Source organism: Streptomyces sp. NPDC086989, assembly GCF_044745505.1.
Lineage (GTDB): Bacteria > Actinomycetota > Actinomycetes > Streptomycetales > Streptomycetaceae > Streptomyces.
Genome location: NZ_JBIVAL010000035.1, coordinates 1 through 14,646 on the forward strand (window position 1 = coordinate 1; position 14,646 = coordinate 14,646).

Annotated in this window: 12 protein-coding genes and 6 pseudogenes; 8 read left to right on the forward strand and 10 right to left on the reverse strand. The window is 70.1% G+C overall.

Features of this window, described 5'->3' with window-relative positions:
• From ACIPK4_RS38835 to ACIPK4_RS38850, 4 genes and pseudogenes are all read left to right on the forward strand, one after another.
• Window positions 1-479, forward strand: a pseudogene (locus ACIPK4_RS38835) (GTPase HflX); the annotation flags it as partial.
• A 320-nt stretch (window positions 480-799) separates the two neighbouring features.
• Window positions 800-946 (forward strand): hypothetical protein, encoded by a 147-nt coding sequence (locus ACIPK4_RS38840; protein ID WP_402322343.1) that lies wholly within the window; start codon window positions 800-802, stop codon window positions 944-946.
• Window positions 947-1,344: 398 nt separating this feature from the next.
• Window positions 1,345-1,586 (forward strand): annotated as a pseudogene (locus ACIPK4_RS38845) (IS110 family transposase); the annotation flags it as partial.
• Between the two features lie 591 nt (window positions 1,587-2,177).
• A complete protein-coding gene (locus ACIPK4_RS38850; RefSeq protein WP_402322346.1) occupies window positions 2,178-2,336 on the forward strand; it encodes a hypothetical protein in 159 nt (52 codons plus the stop codon).
• A gap of 424 nt (window positions 2,337-2,760) precedes the next feature.
• On the opposite strand, the gene ACIPK4_RS38855 is transcribed toward ACIPK4_RS38850, so the two are convergent.
• Complete coding sequence (locus tag ACIPK4_RS38855) at window positions 2,761-3,180, reverse strand: MarR family winged helix-turn-helix transcriptional regulator (RefSeq protein WP_402322349.1); 420 nt, start codon at window positions 3,178-3,180, stop codon at window positions 2,761-2,763.
• 62 nt (window positions 3,181-3,242) lie between these two features.
• Between ACIPK4_RS38855 and ACIPK4_RS38860 the strand changes: the two genes are divergently transcribed.
• Window positions 3,243-4,037 carry an alpha/beta fold hydrolase gene (locus tag ACIPK4_RS38860; protein WP_402322352.1) on the forward strand — a complete coding sequence of 265 codons (795 nt, stop codon included), beginning with the start codon at window positions 3,243-3,245 and terminating at the stop codon, window positions 4,035-4,037.
• A gap of 563 nt (window positions 4,038-4,600) precedes the next feature.
• Here the strand turns inward: ACIPK4_RS38860 and ACIPK4_RS38865 are convergent.
• The 6 genes and pseudogenes from ACIPK4_RS38865 to ACIPK4_RS38890 form a co-directional block, all read right to left on the reverse strand.
• Window positions 4,601-5,581 carry a GNAT family N-acetyltransferase gene (locus ACIPK4_RS38865; RefSeq protein ID WP_402322355.1) on the reverse strand — a complete coding sequence of 327 codons (981 nt, stop codon included), beginning with the start codon at window positions 5,579-5,581 and terminating at the stop codon, window positions 4,601-4,603.
• A 42-nt stretch (window positions 5,582-5,623) separates the two neighbouring features.
• Window positions 5,624-5,840 (reverse strand): annotated as a pseudogene (locus ACIPK4_RS38870) (IS256 family transposase); the annotation flags it as partial.
• A pseudogene (locus tag ACIPK4_RS38875) lies at window positions 5,797-6,181 on the reverse strand (leucine zipper domain-containing protein); the annotation flags it as partial. The pseudogenes ACIPK4_RS38870 and ACIPK4_RS38875, both read right to left, overlap by 44 nt.
• A 96-nt stretch (window positions 6,182-6,277) precedes the next feature.
• Window positions 6,278-6,547 (reverse strand): annotated as a pseudogene (locus tag ACIPK4_RS38880) (IS5/IS1182 family transposase); the annotation flags it as partial.
• Window positions 6,548-6,635: 88 nt separating this feature from the next.
• Window positions 6,636-7,124: a hypothetical protein gene (locus ACIPK4_RS38885; RefSeq protein ID WP_402322358.1), complete on the reverse strand. Its 489-nt coding sequence runs from the start codon at window positions 7,122-7,124 to the stop codon at window positions 6,636-6,638.
• Window positions 7,125-7,345: 221 nt separating this feature from the next.
• On the reverse strand, window positions 7,346-8,059 hold the full coding sequence (locus ACIPK4_RS38890) for an alpha/beta fold hydrolase (protein ID WP_402322361.1): 714 nt from the start codon (window positions 8,057-8,059) through the stop codon (window positions 7,346-7,348).
• A gap of 117 nt (window positions 8,060-8,176) precedes the next feature.
• Between ACIPK4_RS38890 and ACIPK4_RS38895 the strand changes: the two are divergent.
• A pseudogene (locus ACIPK4_RS38895) lies at window positions 8,177-9,384 on the forward strand (IS701 family transposase).
• 272 nt (window positions 9,385-9,656) lie between these two features.
• On the opposite strand, the gene ACIPK4_RS38900 reads toward ACIPK4_RS38895, so the two are convergent.
• Complete coding sequence (locus ACIPK4_RS38900) at window positions 9,657-9,914, reverse strand: WhiB family transcriptional regulator (RefSeq protein ID WP_402322393.1); 258 nt, start codon at window positions 9,912-9,914, stop codon at window positions 9,657-9,659.
• 162 nt (window positions 9,915-10,076) lie between these two features.
• Between ACIPK4_RS38900 and ACIPK4_RS38905 the strand changes: the two genes are divergently transcribed.
• Complete coding sequence (locus ACIPK4_RS38905; RefSeq protein ID WP_402322364.1) at window positions 10,077-10,298, forward strand: hypothetical protein; 222 nt, start codon at window positions 10,077-10,079, stop codon at window positions 10,296-10,298.
• Between the two features lie 566 nt (window positions 10,299-10,864).
• Complete coding sequence (locus tag ACIPK4_RS38910; protein WP_402322396.1) at window positions 10,865-11,122, forward strand: hypothetical protein; 258 nt, start codon at window positions 10,865-10,867, stop codon at window positions 11,120-11,122.
• A gap of 239 nt (window positions 11,123-11,361) precedes the next feature.
• Here ACIPK4_RS38910 and ACIPK4_RS38915 read toward each other — a convergent pair whose 3' ends face one another.
• Together ACIPK4_RS38915 and ACIPK4_RS38920 are read right to left on the reverse strand one after the other, a co-directional pair.
• Window positions 11,362-12,051, reverse strand: coding sequence for a hypothetical protein (locus tag ACIPK4_RS38915; protein WP_402322367.1), 690 nt, complete (start codon window positions 12,049-12,051; stop codon window positions 11,362-11,364).
• Between the two features lie 331 nt (window positions 12,052-12,382).
• The gene (locus ACIPK4_RS38920) at window positions 12,383-14,542 is read right to left on the reverse strand and encodes a PQQ-binding-like beta-propeller repeat protein (RefSeq protein ID WP_402322369.1); all 2,160 of its coding nucleotides are present in this window, start codon (window positions 14,540-14,542) and stop codon (window positions 12,383-12,385) included.
• Window positions 14,543-14,646: the final 104 nt, after the last annotated feature.

Here is a 14,646-nt window from a genome sequence, read left to right on the forward strand (position 1 = left end):
ACCTGGTCGAGGCGTTCCGCTCCACCATGGAGGAGGTCGGCCAGTCCGACCTGATCCTGCACGTGGTCGACGGCTCGCACCCGGCCCCGGAGGAGCAGCTCGCCGCCGTACGCGAGGTCATCAGGGACGTCGGCGCGGTCGACGTGCGCGAGATCGTCGTGATCAACAAGGCCGACGCGGCGGACCCGCTGGTCCTCCAGCGGCTGCTGCGCAACGAGAAGTACGCGATCGCGGTCTCGGCCCGGACCGGCGCCGGAATCGACGAGCTGCTCGCGCTCGTCGACGCCGAGCTGCCGCGCCCGTCCGTCGAGATCGAGGTGCTCGTGCCGTACATCCAGGGGGCCCTGGTCTCCCGGGTGCACGCCGAGGGCGAGCTGCTGGAGACCGAGCACACCGGCGAGGGCACGCTGCTGCGGGCCAAGGTCGCGGCCGAGCTGGCCGCCGAGCTGGAGCGCTACGCGGTGGCCGTGCAGCGCTGAAGCACCGCCGTCGGTCCGCCGACGAACAGGCCGAAGGGTCCCGGGTCGCCACCCGGGGCCCTTCGGTCGTTCCGGGGCCTGGCCCTCACGGCAGCTGAGTCATCAGGGTGAACATCTGCCGGGCCTGGGCGTCCAGCCCGGGGCCCGCCACCCACGCCGCGGGCCGGGGGGCGCTCGGGGTGTTGCTGACCACGGGCCGCCGGCCCACCGGGCCCCCCGCCACCCACCCCCCCGCCCCCCCCCCCGGCCCCCAAGGCCGGTTCTGCCCGGGTCAGGCGGCCGTGCCGAAGCCGGAGGCGTCGGCTCCTTCGCGGAGCTGGGTGAAGTCGACGTTCAGCCTGGGGCCGTACGACATCACCGCCCGGGCCCGCGACGGCGGCCCTGGCCTGGCCAAGCCACCAGGAATCCTCGACCTGTATGCCTTCCAGCCCTCACGCCTCGTCCGCGCCGAACTCCACAACGAGTAGCCCCCGCACACGAACCCCAAGAACCCGCACGCTCGACGACCCCAGCGTCCGTCGAGCGTGCGGGTTCATGCTGTTGGGGGTTGTGGAATCTACGAACCCGCGCGCTTCCCGTAAGCCGGGGCGGAACTGGCGGCCGGTGCGCAGGTCCGGCACGAAGGCGTCCAGCACCACGCGGCGGAAGCGCCGGCGCTGGGCGGGGGTGAGGTGCTTCCGCCTCTGCTGGACTGATGCCCAGGTACTGGGCGATCCCTGCCCAGGAGCTGCCTCGCTCGCGTTCGTAGATCACGGCCGAGGCCAGAGCGCGCTCCGCGAGTTCGATGAGCTGGAATGCCTGGCTAACCCGGCCACCGGGGCCGGTGTCAGGGTCGTTCTCGGTGGCGACCAGACCGCAAGGTCACGGCCCCCGACACCGGCCGAAGCGATATCAGCGACGTCTGCAACGGGCCCTGTTCCTTGCAGCCATGAGCAGCATCACCTGCTGCTCAGAATCACGCCGGTACTACGGCCGCAAACGAGCCGAGGGCAAGAGGCACTCCCAAGCGTCCTGGCGCTGGCCCGCCGAGGAGTCAACGTCCTGTGGGCACTTCTCCGAGACCAGCGGCACTACGACCTCACGCCACCAGCAGCAACCACCCAATAGGGCTTCTCGCCGACCGCACACCTGATCGACCAAAGCCGACTTCTCAGGGAGGATCCCATGAGCATTGGCCCATGGCGCTGAGGAGATCTCTGTGATCACACAAGGAGTACAGGTCACAGGCCGGTGCAGTGCCTGCGGTGGCACGACCTGCGATGTCGGTCAGTTCTTCGATCAGGGCATGCTCTGTTGGGGCACCGAAGGGCGATGCGTGGACTGCCCGAATGGGTGGTGCGTGAAAGACAGCGGCCCCGTCACGCCCGAGAACATCCGACAGGCTCTGCTGCAAGTACACGGGCCAGTGCAGCTTCGCCTGTCTGGAGACGTACCGAGCCTTGTTCCCGTGCTGCAGGCTCTCCGCGGTGCACGGGAACTGTCCCTGGGCGAAGCACGAGCGCAAGCAACGGAACTCGCCGAGACCGGTCTCATCGGTACGCTCGTCGAGATGGAGGTCCTGGCGGTTCACCTTCGGAGACGAGCCATCGCGGTGAGCGTTGAACCAGCGGCGTAGCCCCGTCTGGACAGCACCCGCGCGGCTTGACAACGGCATCTCCATCAGGGGCGGCACCCGCCCGGGCAGAGAGGAAGAGAACCATGACGTACCTCGAGGACGGCCTGCGCGTACCGAACGGCCTCGCCGAAAGGCCGCTCGCCGAAGCGGCGCTGGACCGTGCGGCCCGCGCCATCGCCCCGCTCATCCGGCGCGGGGTACGCGTCGAGTGGCTCGTGGCCGACCGGCTCGTCTGCGCCTGACGTCCTGCCCCGCTTGAACGGGAGTGAGGGGCCCCTGACCGGGGGGAGGCTGGGGCTCCTCAGCGCGCTCCGCGCGGGACGGATCGTGCACGCCCGCGGACAACGACACCGGAGTCGGCCGGACACGGTGGTCCACGGGTCGCCCGCGACGTCAAGCTGCTGCAGCCGCATCTCACCGGCTCGGGAATGTGCTGACGATGGCCTTGTTCCCGTCCGGTCATCAGCTGCCAGTTACGGGTGATCGGATGGTCAGCGGCCACCCGGAATTCCCCACGGACGGCCAGTTGCGATGTAACAGCCGGTGACGAACATGTGGGCTGACCGAGGCGCACGCCAACCATCTGTTTCGGGCCGCACCGAAGCGGCCGCTCAACGAGCAGCGAGCGATGGATCCACCCGCGGGAGGTGTGTCTGGCGGTCGGGTCTACGTGTCCCGTTCTGCGGTGAGGCGCTGAAGTAGGTCGAGCAGGGTTGCGCGGTCCGCGTCGGGCAAGCTGGAGAAGCAGGCGGCGAGCACCTCGTCAGCAACCTTGTGGCCGACCGTCAGGACTTGCTCGCCGGCGGGCGTGAGGTGGTGCTCGATGCGTCGGCCGTGTCCCGGTCGGCGCTCCACGAGGCCCTGTGCTGCGAGGCGGCCGACGAGCGTGCCGAAGGCCTGACCGGTCTGAAATGTCGCCGCGGCCAACTCGCGGGCCGACGCCCCGGGTGAGCGGCTGATCGCACGCAGGGCATCCCACTGGGCCAGCGTCGTGCCGATGGCCGAGAGTGCGCCGTCGAGCGCCCGATGCTGTCGATACTGGGCTTGTTTGACCGCTCTGCCGAGTTCTTGCAGCTCACCATGCATGGAGCGAGTCTACTTCATAACCAAGCTAGCTTATATAAAGATGTTTAGTTATGTTGGTGGGCATGCTCACAGACGCATCAGCCGAGTCCGCTGACCTGACCCTCACTCTGTCCGAGGCCGGAGCTGGCAGGCCGGTCCTCATCCTGCACGGCGGCGGAGGCCCCGCCACAGTGGCCGGCATCGCCCAGCACCTCTCCCGCATCGCCCACACCATCACGCCTGTGCACCCCGGCTGGGACGGCACACCCCGCCCCGCATGGCTCACCGGCATGGACGACCTCGCCCTCGCCTACCTGCACACCCTGCGCGAACGCCGACTGCGCGACGTTCTCGTCGTCGGCTCCTCGCTCGGGGGCTGGATAGCCGCCGAGATGGCCGTACGCGACAGCGCGGGAAGCATCACCGGCCTTGTCCTGATCGACGCCGTCGGCGTGCAGGTCGAGACGGAACCGATCACCGACTTCTTCGGCCTTGACGCCCGAGGCGTTGCGGAGCACTCCTGGCATGACTCAGGCCGGTACCACCTCGACCCGGCCGACATCCCGGCCGAAGAACTCGCACGCAGACAAAGCAACATGGCCACCATGCGCATCCTCGCCGGCGACCCCTACATGCATGACCCCAAGCTGCTGCGCCGGCTCGGACATGTTCAGACGCCTGCCCTCCTGCTCTGGGGTGAGAGCGACCGCATCGTCACCCCCGCCTACGGCGCGGCGTACGCCGACGCCTTCGGCAACGGCCGACTCGAGGTCATCCCCAAGGCCGGCCACCTTCCGCAGATCGAACAACCGGAAGCCACCTTCGCTCTGATCGACGCCCACCTGCGCCGGACGAGCGACCCGTTCCATCAACAGTGAGTAACCGTTGGTGGCCAGTTACCTCCCCACCTACTGGCCACCAGTGGGGAATGACTGGCCGCTGGCACGGATCTCCCACGGGGAGTTGCACGGGTCGGTCACGCCGCTGAGCTGTGGGTTGGCCGATGACCGATGGCCGACCGGTCACGCAGATGCGGGTGATCGGCCACGGGTTCGGGCACCGGGTCGGGCAAGCCAAGGCTTCCCTGGGCAAGCTCACCGGCGGGAAGGCTTGCGCGAGAGGCCGGCAGCCACGACCGCCGAGAAGGCCCGCGGCTGGCGGGCCTGCTTCCGCCCCGGGCAAGCCCCCTGATGCCCGGGTAAGCCTCCCGCCAACGGCGTGGGCAAGCCGAAGGCGACCCTGGGCAAGCCCCCGCTGGTGGCGGCGTCTGAAGACTGGGGCACATGCCGCCGGGGCGGCGGGCCGAGACCACGACCACCGCCATCCTGATAAGTACGCCCCCTGTGCCGAGCGCGAGCGCTGTGAGTAAAAGCGGTCAGGACCGCGAAGGGAGGCATTGTCAGATCCTGTGGACTGACCCGGCAGCCCGATGGCCGGTCGATCAAGCAAGCGGCTTGCGGTAACGGACGTGCTCGTTCCGGCGCCGGAACCCCACACTCTCGTAAAGGTCGTAGGACCGGTGCGGATTTGCCGTGCCCGTGAACAGCCGAGCGGTCGTTGCACCCTGATCGCGAAGGCTCCGCAGTCCGTCCAGCAGCAGGACCCGGCCGATTCCGAGGCGTCGCTGGTCCGTGCGGACACTCAGCTCTTCCACCTCGCCCACGGTGTGGTCGTGACGGCGGATGGAGCAGAGGGCGACGCCGACCATGTCCTGCCCGTTCCAGGCAGCCCTCCAGCATGCCGGGTCGGCGGTGTCGACGAAGTCCTGGAAAGGCCATCTCTGAGTGAAACCTGGGTCCGTGTACGAATCGACGACCGTCCTCCACGCTGCACGGTAGTGGCTTGTCCCGATCGGCCCTGTCCGTATCCCGGCTGGCAGTTCGCCGCCCTCGGGCACCTGCTGCAGATCGCCCAGCTCCAGCTCGACCAGGCTGAAGACACGTCGGTAGCCGGCTGCGCGCAGAAGTGCCGTGGCGTCCTGCTCGGAGGCCATGGCGTTCGCGCCGATCACTGCCGTCCGCGTCGTTCCATGCTGTTTGACCACCTGGCGGATCCGCTCTTCGGCCCAGCTCAGCATGGCTGAGCCGATACCCTGGCCTCGATGCTCGGGCAAGAGGTAGCCGCGGTGCAGGTACAGCCACGTATCGTCCCGCTCTTGCCACCACCGGATCGTCGAGTAGCCGACGACGCTTCCGTCGAGCACCACCAGGATCTGGTTCTTGGACGGCTCCTCCAACTTGGCAGAAGCTTCGTCGATCTCGGCCGCGGTCGGGAGCCCTTCCACTACCGAATGGACATCGACCCGGTCCCGTTCAACACACCCCAGCCGCACCGCGGCCATGGCGTCGTGGTCTTCGTCGCCGCGATACGGCCGGAACCCGAAGCCGACCGGAAGGTCCTGTCCTGCCGTGCCATCCAACATGACCGGATGTTCTCGAACTTCGAGGCAGGTTCGCCACCCTATTCACGCTGCGGTCGTCTGCGGCCGTTCAGCGAGCTGGCCGCATTCAAAGCGGGGCCCCCGGCGCGGACGAGGGCAACGAGGTGGGGGGCATCACGGCGCGCCAGCGCGCCTGGGCGGACTCGACGAGCTTGAAGACCACCGCCAGGGCGGCGGCGCGGGACCCGGCGCCCTCAGCGGCGGACGGGCTCGCCGGTGGCGCGGTCGAGTGCCGCCAGTGGCGGCAGAGCGTGCCGCTGGAGGATGCGGTGAGCGGTCGAGGGTGCGATGCGGCAGCGGACTGCCAGCCGCAGCGGGCCGATGCGGTGCTCGCGCCGCAATCGGAGGACCTCGGCCTCGATTGCGGCCGCGGTCCTGCGGGGCTGGTGATGGGGGCGGCTGGAGCGGTCACTCATTCCGGCGATGCCGAGTTGGCGGTAGCGGCCGGCCCAGCGGGCGGCGGTGGTGTGGCTGACCTGGAAACGCTCCGCCGCACGTCTGATTGGGCCAGCCGTCGTCCACGACGCACCGGGCCAGGCGAAGACGTCCGGTCTCGGTCAGCGGGGCATTACGGTGGACCACGAGGGCCCCTTGGCTAGGCGGAGATGTCGCAATCCACACCGAACTACAGCCTGTGTCATGTCGTGATCAGCTCCCGCGTTTCGCCCCTTCGTGGGGGCGGGATGCGATCTTCTTCAGGGCGCGGTCCAGGCGCGGGGCGCGGGCGGCCAGCAGGCCGACGACTTCCCGCACCCACCGGGTCACGGTGGTGCGGTGCACCCCGTTCCCGCCGACCAGGTCGCCGGGACGCTGGTCACCGCGCAGCACCGCCAGCACGATGGCGGCGATCTTCCCCGCGGGCAGGGCCCGCCACCTGGATCCGGCCTTCTTCAGGTGGCCGCGGATCAGGTCGGCGAGCCAGTTCAAGGTGGAGCTCGACAGCGGCAGCCGGGCGGTGTAGACAAGACAGTCGGGGCCCTCGGCGTGAGGGTTGTCTTCTTCACACCAAACTCAACTGCCCTCGGGGGAGCTCAAGTTACGCCCCGGAGCAGCGTGCCGGGCCGGGACGGTTACAGGCGCGCGGTGAACCTCCCGTCGCCCAGTTTGGCAGCCAGCCGCGGTCCGCGAGCTTGACCAACTTTGCACGCAGCGGCTCCAACTTCCCGCGCGCCTCCACCTGAAGGCCCAGCGCCTCGCCCACCGTCCGTACCTGCACCGGCCCTCCGACGGCCCGAACGATCTCCAGGATCCGGCGGTAGTCGCCGGGCAGCGCGGTCTCGTCCGGGCTGTGGCCGCGGTGCGGGACCAGCAGCACCGCCCGCCCGCCGACCTGCACCGACGCCGGTGCGACGGCAGCCCGTTCCCCGGCGATCTGCTCGCTCAACCTCGCCAGAACCCGCTCGGCGACCGCGAGTTCGGCCCGCTCGGCCCCCACCTGGTCCAGCTGCTTGACCAGCTGTTCTTCCAGACTGTCCAGTTCCGCGCGGCGCGCGGCGATCCGTTCCAGCACCCCGGGGTCCACCATGCCCGGGAGCGTAGGAGCCCCCGGGCTGGAACGGACCAGAACCCGCGAAGACCTCCCTCCCCGATGATCTACACGGCAGACTGCCCCGAGCGACCACCACGAGCACCCGCGCGCAGAAGCACACCAGGCCCGTAACCTGCCACTTCACGATGCACGCCACTCAATGGCTGTGACCAGCACCCAAGTGCGTCCAAAACCAGTCCGCAGGTATGGATGTGCTCTCACTCCACGGCAGCATGGAGGAGAATCTGCGCCAGCTCGCGCGGCTGGGAGAACATCGGCCAATGGCCGGTGTCCATCTTGACCAGCCGCCAGCGCTTGCTTTTCAGCAGCTCGGCCACATCTTCGTCGGGCTCGGCGTCGTCAGGCTCGGCCCCCGGCATCACGCACAGGACGTATGTCGCCGGAAGCTCACCGAGCGGCCCCGACAGCACAGCGGGCTCGGTCAGCGTGGCACCTGGGTGAGGCGTCGACCCACGCACGAGGCGTGCGATCTGCTCATCGGTGAGACCTTCGCCGGCGTAATGAGCAGCTGGCGCGAGCGGCCAAAACCCTCCGTTCTCGGCGATTGATGCCTCCACTGCCGCCCCGCCGTCCGGCCAGGCGGAGACAAACGACTCGCCGTCAGTTGGAACACTCGAGTCGACGAAGACCACGCGGGCCAGTCGGTCACCGATCCGCTCCGCGGCCTGACCTACCGGGATGCCCGAGTAGCTGTGACCCACCAGGACTACGTCACGTAGACCCTGGCGTTCTACCTCGGCAACGATGTCCTGGACGTGGGTCGCTTGCCCCGCCGGTACACCCTGCTTGTCAGCAAGACCGGACAGCGTCAACGGATAGACGCCATGGCCAGCCGCGCGCAGATACGTAACCACCTCGCCCCACGCCCACGCCCCGAGCCGTGCACCTGCAACCAGCACGAAATTCACCATGCCCGCACCGTAGCCGGGCAGCCCGACAACCTCCTAGAAAACACTTTCGATGCACCGCCTAGTAGTGCTTTGTTAGCCGGTCTTGTCACGTCGGGTGTGTGGTAGTTCGCTGGTGGTATGAGGGCTGGGGAGCTTGCCGCTGTGCGGGTCCGGTTGGAGGAGTTCGCCTTCGAGGTGTTCGCGCCGTTGGTGCGGTGGGACTGGCTGGAGAAGGGTCAGTTGTATCTGCGGGGCCTGTTGCTGGACGGCCGGCGCAAGTCGATGCAGCCGATGACCGAACGGCTCGGGGTCGGCCACCAGCGGTTGCAGCAGTTCATGACGTCCTCGACCTGGCCGGTCGCCGACGTGCGGGCCCTGCTGGCGTGGCGGGCCGTGCGGGCGTGCGCCCGCAGGTGTGTGTGGTGGACGACACCGGTTTCCCCAAGGACGGCACGGCCTCACCCGGGGTGGCCCGGCAGTACTCGGGCACCCCGGGCAAGGTCGGCGACTGCCAGATCGGGGTGAGCGTCCACGCTGCCTCGGACACGGCTTCGTGCCCGCTGTCGTGGCTGCTGTTCCTGCCTGCCGCATGGCACGGGCCCGAGGCGGCCTCACGCCGGGCGGCCTGCCGGATCCCCGATACCGAACGCCACCGCCCGAAGTGGCAGCTGGCGCTGGAGATGCTCGACGAGCTGTCCGGGATCGGTCTGCGGCCCGCCGTGCTGGTCGCGGACACCGGCTATGGCGCGCACGCCGACTTCCGCCACGGTCTCGAAGACCGGGGCCTGGACTATGTCCTGTAGGCCAAGCCGAGATGACCGCCCACGGCGAGGACATCGAACCCCATCAGCCGGCTTACGGAGGTCTCGGGCTCCGCCCGGGGCCCCGCTACCGCACCAGGCCCGTGTCCTTACGCGACCACGTGCCGGCCGCCGGACGCCACCACGGGCGAGCCCTGACCTGGCGCCAGGGTTCCAGAGCCGCGATGAGCTCGCACTTCGTGCTCCTGCGGATCCGGCTCGCGGGCCGCCGTCCCAAGCCCGCCGTCGACGGCACGATCGGGCTGTCCTGGCTGATCGCGCAATGGCCCGAGGGCGAGGCGGAACCCACGAAGTACTGGATCTCGAACCTGCCCGCGAACATCCCCGCCAAGGACCTGGTCCGGTTGGCGAAGTCGAGGTGGCGGATCGAGCACGACTACCGTGAACTGAAAACTGCTCTGGGCCTAGACCACTTCGAGGGCCGTTCCTTCACCGGGCTGGCACCGGCACGTCACCCTCGTCACCGCCGCCCACCTGTTCCTCACCGAGCAGCGGACCTGCCCGAAAGCCCCTGCCAGGGCCTGACCCTCTACCGGGCCCTGGACCTCCTCCAAAACCTGCTGGCCACCTGGACCGGCACCTGCCCCACCTGCAAACGAACCGTCCCATGGCCGCCCTACGACACCGGCTAACAGAGCACTACGAGTCCGGAAGAACGGTTGACGGCTGGCGGCTGGCCGAGCATGCAGGGCACCGCACTCCTGACGGGTTCCAGAGACTGCGCCAGATCGGGGTGTTCGCCGCCTACGCCACCAGCCGCGGACGGCCCCTGGCGGTCCGGGAGTCGGGCAGGCGGGTCATGAGTGGGGGCGGGCCCGCGCCTCCCGGGCCCTGCGGCGCTTGACGGCGCGCCGTTCCTCCTCGGTGAGGCCTCCGCACACGCCCATGTCCATGCCCCCTTCGAGTGCCCACTCCAAGCAGCGCTCCAAGACCGGGCATCGACGGCACACCGCCTTGGCCTCCTCGATCTGGAGCAGGGCCGGGCCGCTGCTCCCGATGGGGAAGAACAGGTCCGGGTCTTCCTCGCGGCAAGCCGCTCGGTGACGCCAGTCCATCGTCATGCCTGTTCACGTAGTCGGTCGCTCACCCCCGCACCTGACCGGGATCCGCGGCTCTATGCGGCCGGCACGGGCATCAGCGGATTCCTCACCACGGCCCGCCCCGAAAATGCCGCACTGGTCCCTGTTGGTCATCGGCGTCCGGGGCAGGTTGTGCGCATGTTCAAGCATCGACGTGTACGTACGGCCGTGGTCCTCGTGGTGGCCTGGGGGGTCCTGACGGGAGTCGAGCGGTGGGGTGAATCGGCGGAGTGGCCAAAGGCCGTGCTGCAAGGGCTGCTCTGGGCTGCCGTGGTCACCGCAGCCTGGTGGTTCGCCGACTGGACCCGGGCGGGCAGCCCCCGGCGCCGACATCTTGAGGAGAGTCGCGGGGAGCGGTGAAGCCGGAGCGGCGTGGACGGCACGTATCCGGCCCTGCCTCCGCAACTCGGCTGCAGGCGCCGCCCGGCGCCGCGGTGCGTCCGGATGATCCGTCGGTGGACGGGTCACCGAAGGGCGGCCCGGGAGCTGATCGCCAAGGTGAGCACGCAGGTCGGCATCCCCCACCACTCCGGTGGCTACCGTCTGCGCGTCGAGACTGCCAACGGCCGCATCACCGCCCTCCACATCGATCGCGGGCCGCGCATCCTCGCGTACGGCTACAGGGGCGGTCGCCGCCGCGATGTCACCAACTCCTGCGGTCGGCCGCTGCGCTTCGCACCAGCGGGCCCGCATGACATCCCGGACCGGCACCAACGGCTGCGGCTACACGTACGTGTACGACGACCTCGACCGTTGCATCGGGCAGGGCGGACGAACGGGCACGCAACGCTGGCGTTCGCTTACGGTGAGCCCGCCCGCGGTCCGGCCCGGACGGCGCGACTACCGGTGGACGAGGCGTACCGCATCGTGCAGAGCCGCGATCCTCGGGGTTCGGTGACGCGTTTCCACGTACGACGCCGAGGCCGCTGGTCGCCCTCACCGATCCGCTGCAGCGGACCACCGTCTTCGGCCGTGACGACGAAGGCAGGCTGGTCACCGTCGTACGCCCGGACGGCCGGGAGCTCATCACCGAGTACGAGGAGGCGGGGCGCCCCGTGCTTCACACCGAGGCCGACCGCACCTCGTGGCGGTTCACCTACGACGAGCGCCACCCATCGGACCTCCCGTACCCGCCCGGTGGGGGCCACGGCCCGCTACCACGTCCCGAGCGCCCGCTGGGGTGATGGCATGGCCCGGGTATGCCTGATGGGCCTGCTGTTCGGTGGCCGCGGCAATCAGGTGTCGGTGATCGGGTGAAGAGGGTGTCGGCGCCGGTGAGTTCCAGCAGGCGCAGGAACTGCGGCTGCGGCCCGCGCAGGCTCAGATGTCGGCGGACCTGGGCCCCCACTGGGGCCGGGGTACGGTGCGGTGCGGGTTCGGCCTGCTGGAGCGGTCGTGCAGACCGGCCTCGCCCTCGGCCCGCCTAGGCCGCGGGGCCTGGATTGTTCACGCGTGGTGGGTCTTGATCCGAAAGGCGACCGAGTCGCTCGGTGAGGGCTTCGATGTGCTCCGGCTGAGCCAGGACGGACATCGCCGCTTCCTGCATGCGATGGAGTGCGGCCGCGTCCTGACGCAACGCGCGAAGGCGCGCATGCATCCGCAACCGCGTCTGCCATGGGTGCCACAGAGCCCGGAGCAGGTGTTGAGCCGTCGCCTGCCGGTATTCCTCACACTGCGTCATGAGTTCTTCGAGTGACTCACCCAGGACACCGCCCAGGTGGAGATCGACCACTCTGATGGCCTCGCATTGCAAGGCGCGTTGTTCACTGCCTCCGGCGAAGTCCAAGATCCTGCGGGGTATGCCCGCCGTGAGCGCGGCCACCACAAGATCTGAGATCGCTTCCCGCTGGGCGTGCTCGGCGTCACGGCCGTCCTCCAGGACCGCCGTGACGCCAAAACGTGCCGGGGCGAGCAGTCGTGCCCCGGCTAAGTGCCGCGGCGGACTCTCCCCCCGCCTCGGCACGATGGCGCACACCCTCTCGCGCACCGCTGCGACGCGGAGGAGGTGTTGCATGACCGCTGCTCGCTGCTGCCGACGTTCCTGGTTCTTGGAGAGGTAGTTGGTCACCGCGGCGCCGACGACACCGCCGGCCGTGGTGTACGCCAAGTCCATCCATCCAGGCATGGAGGCCGCCTCACTGTGCCGGGAGCCAGATCATCACTTTGTACCGAAACGGTCTGAGCGTAAGCGCGTTGCCGGGTCCAGCGGAAGACCGAGATCACGCGAAGGCGGTGTGGACGCGGGCTCACCGGTCACAGCACTCGTATCAGCAGTCGATGGGGACGCGGCGCGCGCCCCGGTGTCAGGCGGGTATGGGATGCCGGGCGTTCGGGAACCACCGTGACGCCCGCTCACGGGGTCCGCGGGGTGGGCAGGGGTGGAGTCCAGTATGCCGGGCACAACGCGGATGCACCGACCGGTGCACCACCAGCGTCGCCTCCGGTCAATCGAGCGGGACGGCCGCGAGGCGGTCGACGGTCTGCGGGTAGAGTCGGTTGCCGCGCTGGACGATCATCGTCGGGCCGTCGGGCATGTTCAGGGCCCCCGCGGCGAGCGTCCACGCGACCCGGTGGCCCGCGACGTCCACCGCGACGACCGCCTGACCGTCGCCGCCGACCGCCGCGTAGAGCTCCCCGCGGAACGGGGCGGGAGCCGCCAGCATGGAGACGTACGCGCCCGGGTCGTGGGTCCACACCTTCTTCCCGGTCGACTCGTCGAATGCCTGGAGCGCCCCGTCCGCAACGTACACGGCGCCGTTCACGCAGACGGGCGCGCTCAGCAGTTTCGTGCCCTCCGGCTCCAGCTTCCAGGCCACCGCTCCCGTCACCAGGTCCACCGCCGTGATCCGCTCCTCGAAGTCGAAGACGTGGCGGTCCGAGGCGACCGGTGGGTTGATGCCTCCCGACTGGTTCGGCGACGCGGCCTCCTGGTCGGTGCGGACCCGGCAGGCCCACAACACGCGGCCGTCTCGCAGGTCCACGGCGAAGACGCGTGCGGGATCCGAGCAGATCAGGCGGCCGCCGGAGATGACGGACGACATCATGAGGGAGCCGAGCGAGTCCAGAACGGCGCCCTCGATCCGCGTGCGCCAGCGCAGTTTCCGGGCGCCCAGTTCGTAGGAGAGCAGCCACGCCTGCTCCTGCTGTTGCTGGTCGCCGGATCTGAAGTACGCCTTGAAGTAGAGGCATTCGGCATCCGCGGCCAGGAGTTGGGTGGTCTGGGCGAGATCGCCCAGGACGGCCGGGTTGGCCGCGTCGGGGGCGAGCCGGCCGGTGCGCGGGTCCAGGTATCCCGCGCTCGCGTTGCCGTCGTCGTCGAAGGCGGAGCCGACGAGCTTGTCGCCTGCCACGGCCACGTCGACCTTGGCGGTCTGCGTCTCCCACAGGATCCGGCCGTCGGCGGTCGAAATGCCGCGCAGGACGTCGCTCGTGTGGATCAGTACCTCGTCGGAAGCGACGGCCTGGGCGGCGGAGAACGGGGAGGGGACCGACCACAGCGGGGCCGGAGGGGTGCCGGGCGGGCGCGAGGACCGCCCGGGGCCGGGCGCCGCAGTACGGCCGCCGGTGCCCGAGCCCGAGCCGGGGAGGTTGCCCGTGGCCCAGAGCGCCGACGCGCCGCCCGCGACGGTGAGCGCGGCGGCCGCCGCGCCCGCCATCAGGGTGCGCCGGGAGAGCGCGCGGCGCGGGGCGGGGGCGCGCAGCGGGGCGGGGGCCACGGTGGCGACCTCCCCGATCCGGCGGGACAGGTCGGCGAGGAGCGCCTGCGGCAGCAGCTCGGCCCACTCCCCGGGGTCGAAGGGCCCCCACTCGTCGCGCAGTCGGCCGGGCGCGGGCCGGTCTCCCGGATCCGGTGCCAGGCAGGCGGTGAGCGTCCCGCGCAGCCCGTCCGGCAGACCGGTCAGTTCGGGGTCGGCCCCTTGCCGCAGCAGGTCGAGCGTGCTCTGTCGGCCGCGGGCGTCGTACGGGCCGTGTCCGGTCGAGGCGAACACCAGGACGGCCGCGAGGGCGAACACGTCGCCTTCCGGGCCGGGTGGTCCCCCGCGTGCCTGCTCCGGCGACATGTACGCCGGTGTGCCCGCGAGTCCCCCGGCCTCCGTGAGTCGGGGGCTGCCCGGGGCTTGGGCGAGCCCGAAGTCGATGAGGCGGGGGCCCTGCGCGGTGATCAGGATGTTCGACGGCTTGATGTCCCGGTGGACGAGCCCGGCACGGTGCAGGGCGGCGAGGGCTGCGGCGAGTGCGGAGCCGAGTCCGCGGACGACCGGTTCGGGCAGTGGCCCTCCGGCCGTCACCGCCTCGGTCAGCGAGGGTCCGATGAGGTACGCCGTGGCCAGCCAGGGCCGCGCCGTGTCGGGGTCTGCTCCGAGGAAGGCGGCGGTGTGCTCCGCTCCCAGGACACGCGCGGCCTCGGCCTCCAGCATCAGCCGCTGGCGGTAGCCGGGCTGGTCGCGCAGGTCGGATCGGACGGTCTTGACCGCGGCGAGGCGGCCACCGGCGGTGCGGGCCAGGAAGACGGTCCCCATGCCGCCGCCGCCCAGCCGGCCGAGGAGGATGTACTCCCCGAGCCGCTCGGGATCGTCGGGCAGCAGGGGCAGGAGCGTGGACATGACCGGTGGACTCCTTCGGGGCGGCGGTCGTACCTGTGCGTGTGGTCGTGGCTGTGCGTGCGTGCCTGTACGTGCGTGCTTCGGCGGGCGTGGAGGGAGGGCCC

Bases quoted from the DNA above. Each gene is read 5' to 3' on its own strand.
- ACIPK4_RS38850 (WP_402322346.1), top strand. From the start codon at position 2,178: ATGACGTACCTCGAGGACGGCCTGCGCGTACCGAACGGCCTCGCCGAA.
- ACIPK4_RS38855 (WP_402322349.1), bottom strand. From the start codon at position 3,180: ATGCATGGTGAGCTGCAAGAACTCGGCAGAGCGGTCAAACAAGCCCAG.
- ACIPK4_RS38860 (WP_402322352.1), top strand. From the start codon at position 3,243: ATGCTCACAGACGCATCAGCCGAGTCCGCTGACCTGACCCTCACTCTG.
- ACIPK4_RS38865 (WP_402322355.1), bottom strand. From the start codon at position 5,581: ATGTTGGATGGCACGGCAGGACAGGACCTTCCGGTCGGCTTCGGGTTC.
- ACIPK4_RS38885 (WP_402322358.1), bottom strand. From the start codon at position 7,124: ATGGTGGACCCCGGGGTGCTGGAACGGATCGCCGCGCGCCGCGCGGAA.
- ACIPK4_RS38890 (WP_402322361.1), bottom strand. From the start codon at position 8,059: ATGGTGAATTTCGTGCTGGTTGCAGGTGCACGGCTCGGGGCGTGGGCG.
- ACIPK4_RS38900 (WP_402322393.1), bottom strand. From the start codon at position 9,914: ATGGACTGGCGTCACCGAGCGGCTTGCCGCGAGGAAGACCCGGACCTG.
- ACIPK4_RS38905 (WP_402322364.1), top strand. From the start codon at position 10,077: ATGTTCAAGCATCGACGTGTACGTACGGCCGTGGTCCTCGTGGTGGCC.
- ACIPK4_RS38915 (WP_402322367.1), bottom strand. From the start codon at position 12,051: ATGGACTTGGCGTACACCACGGCCGGCGGTGTCGTCGGCGCCGCGGTG.
- ACIPK4_RS38920 (WP_402322369.1), bottom strand. From the start codon at position 14,542: ATGTCCACGCTCCTGCCCCTGCTGCCCGACGATCCCGAGCGGCTCGGG.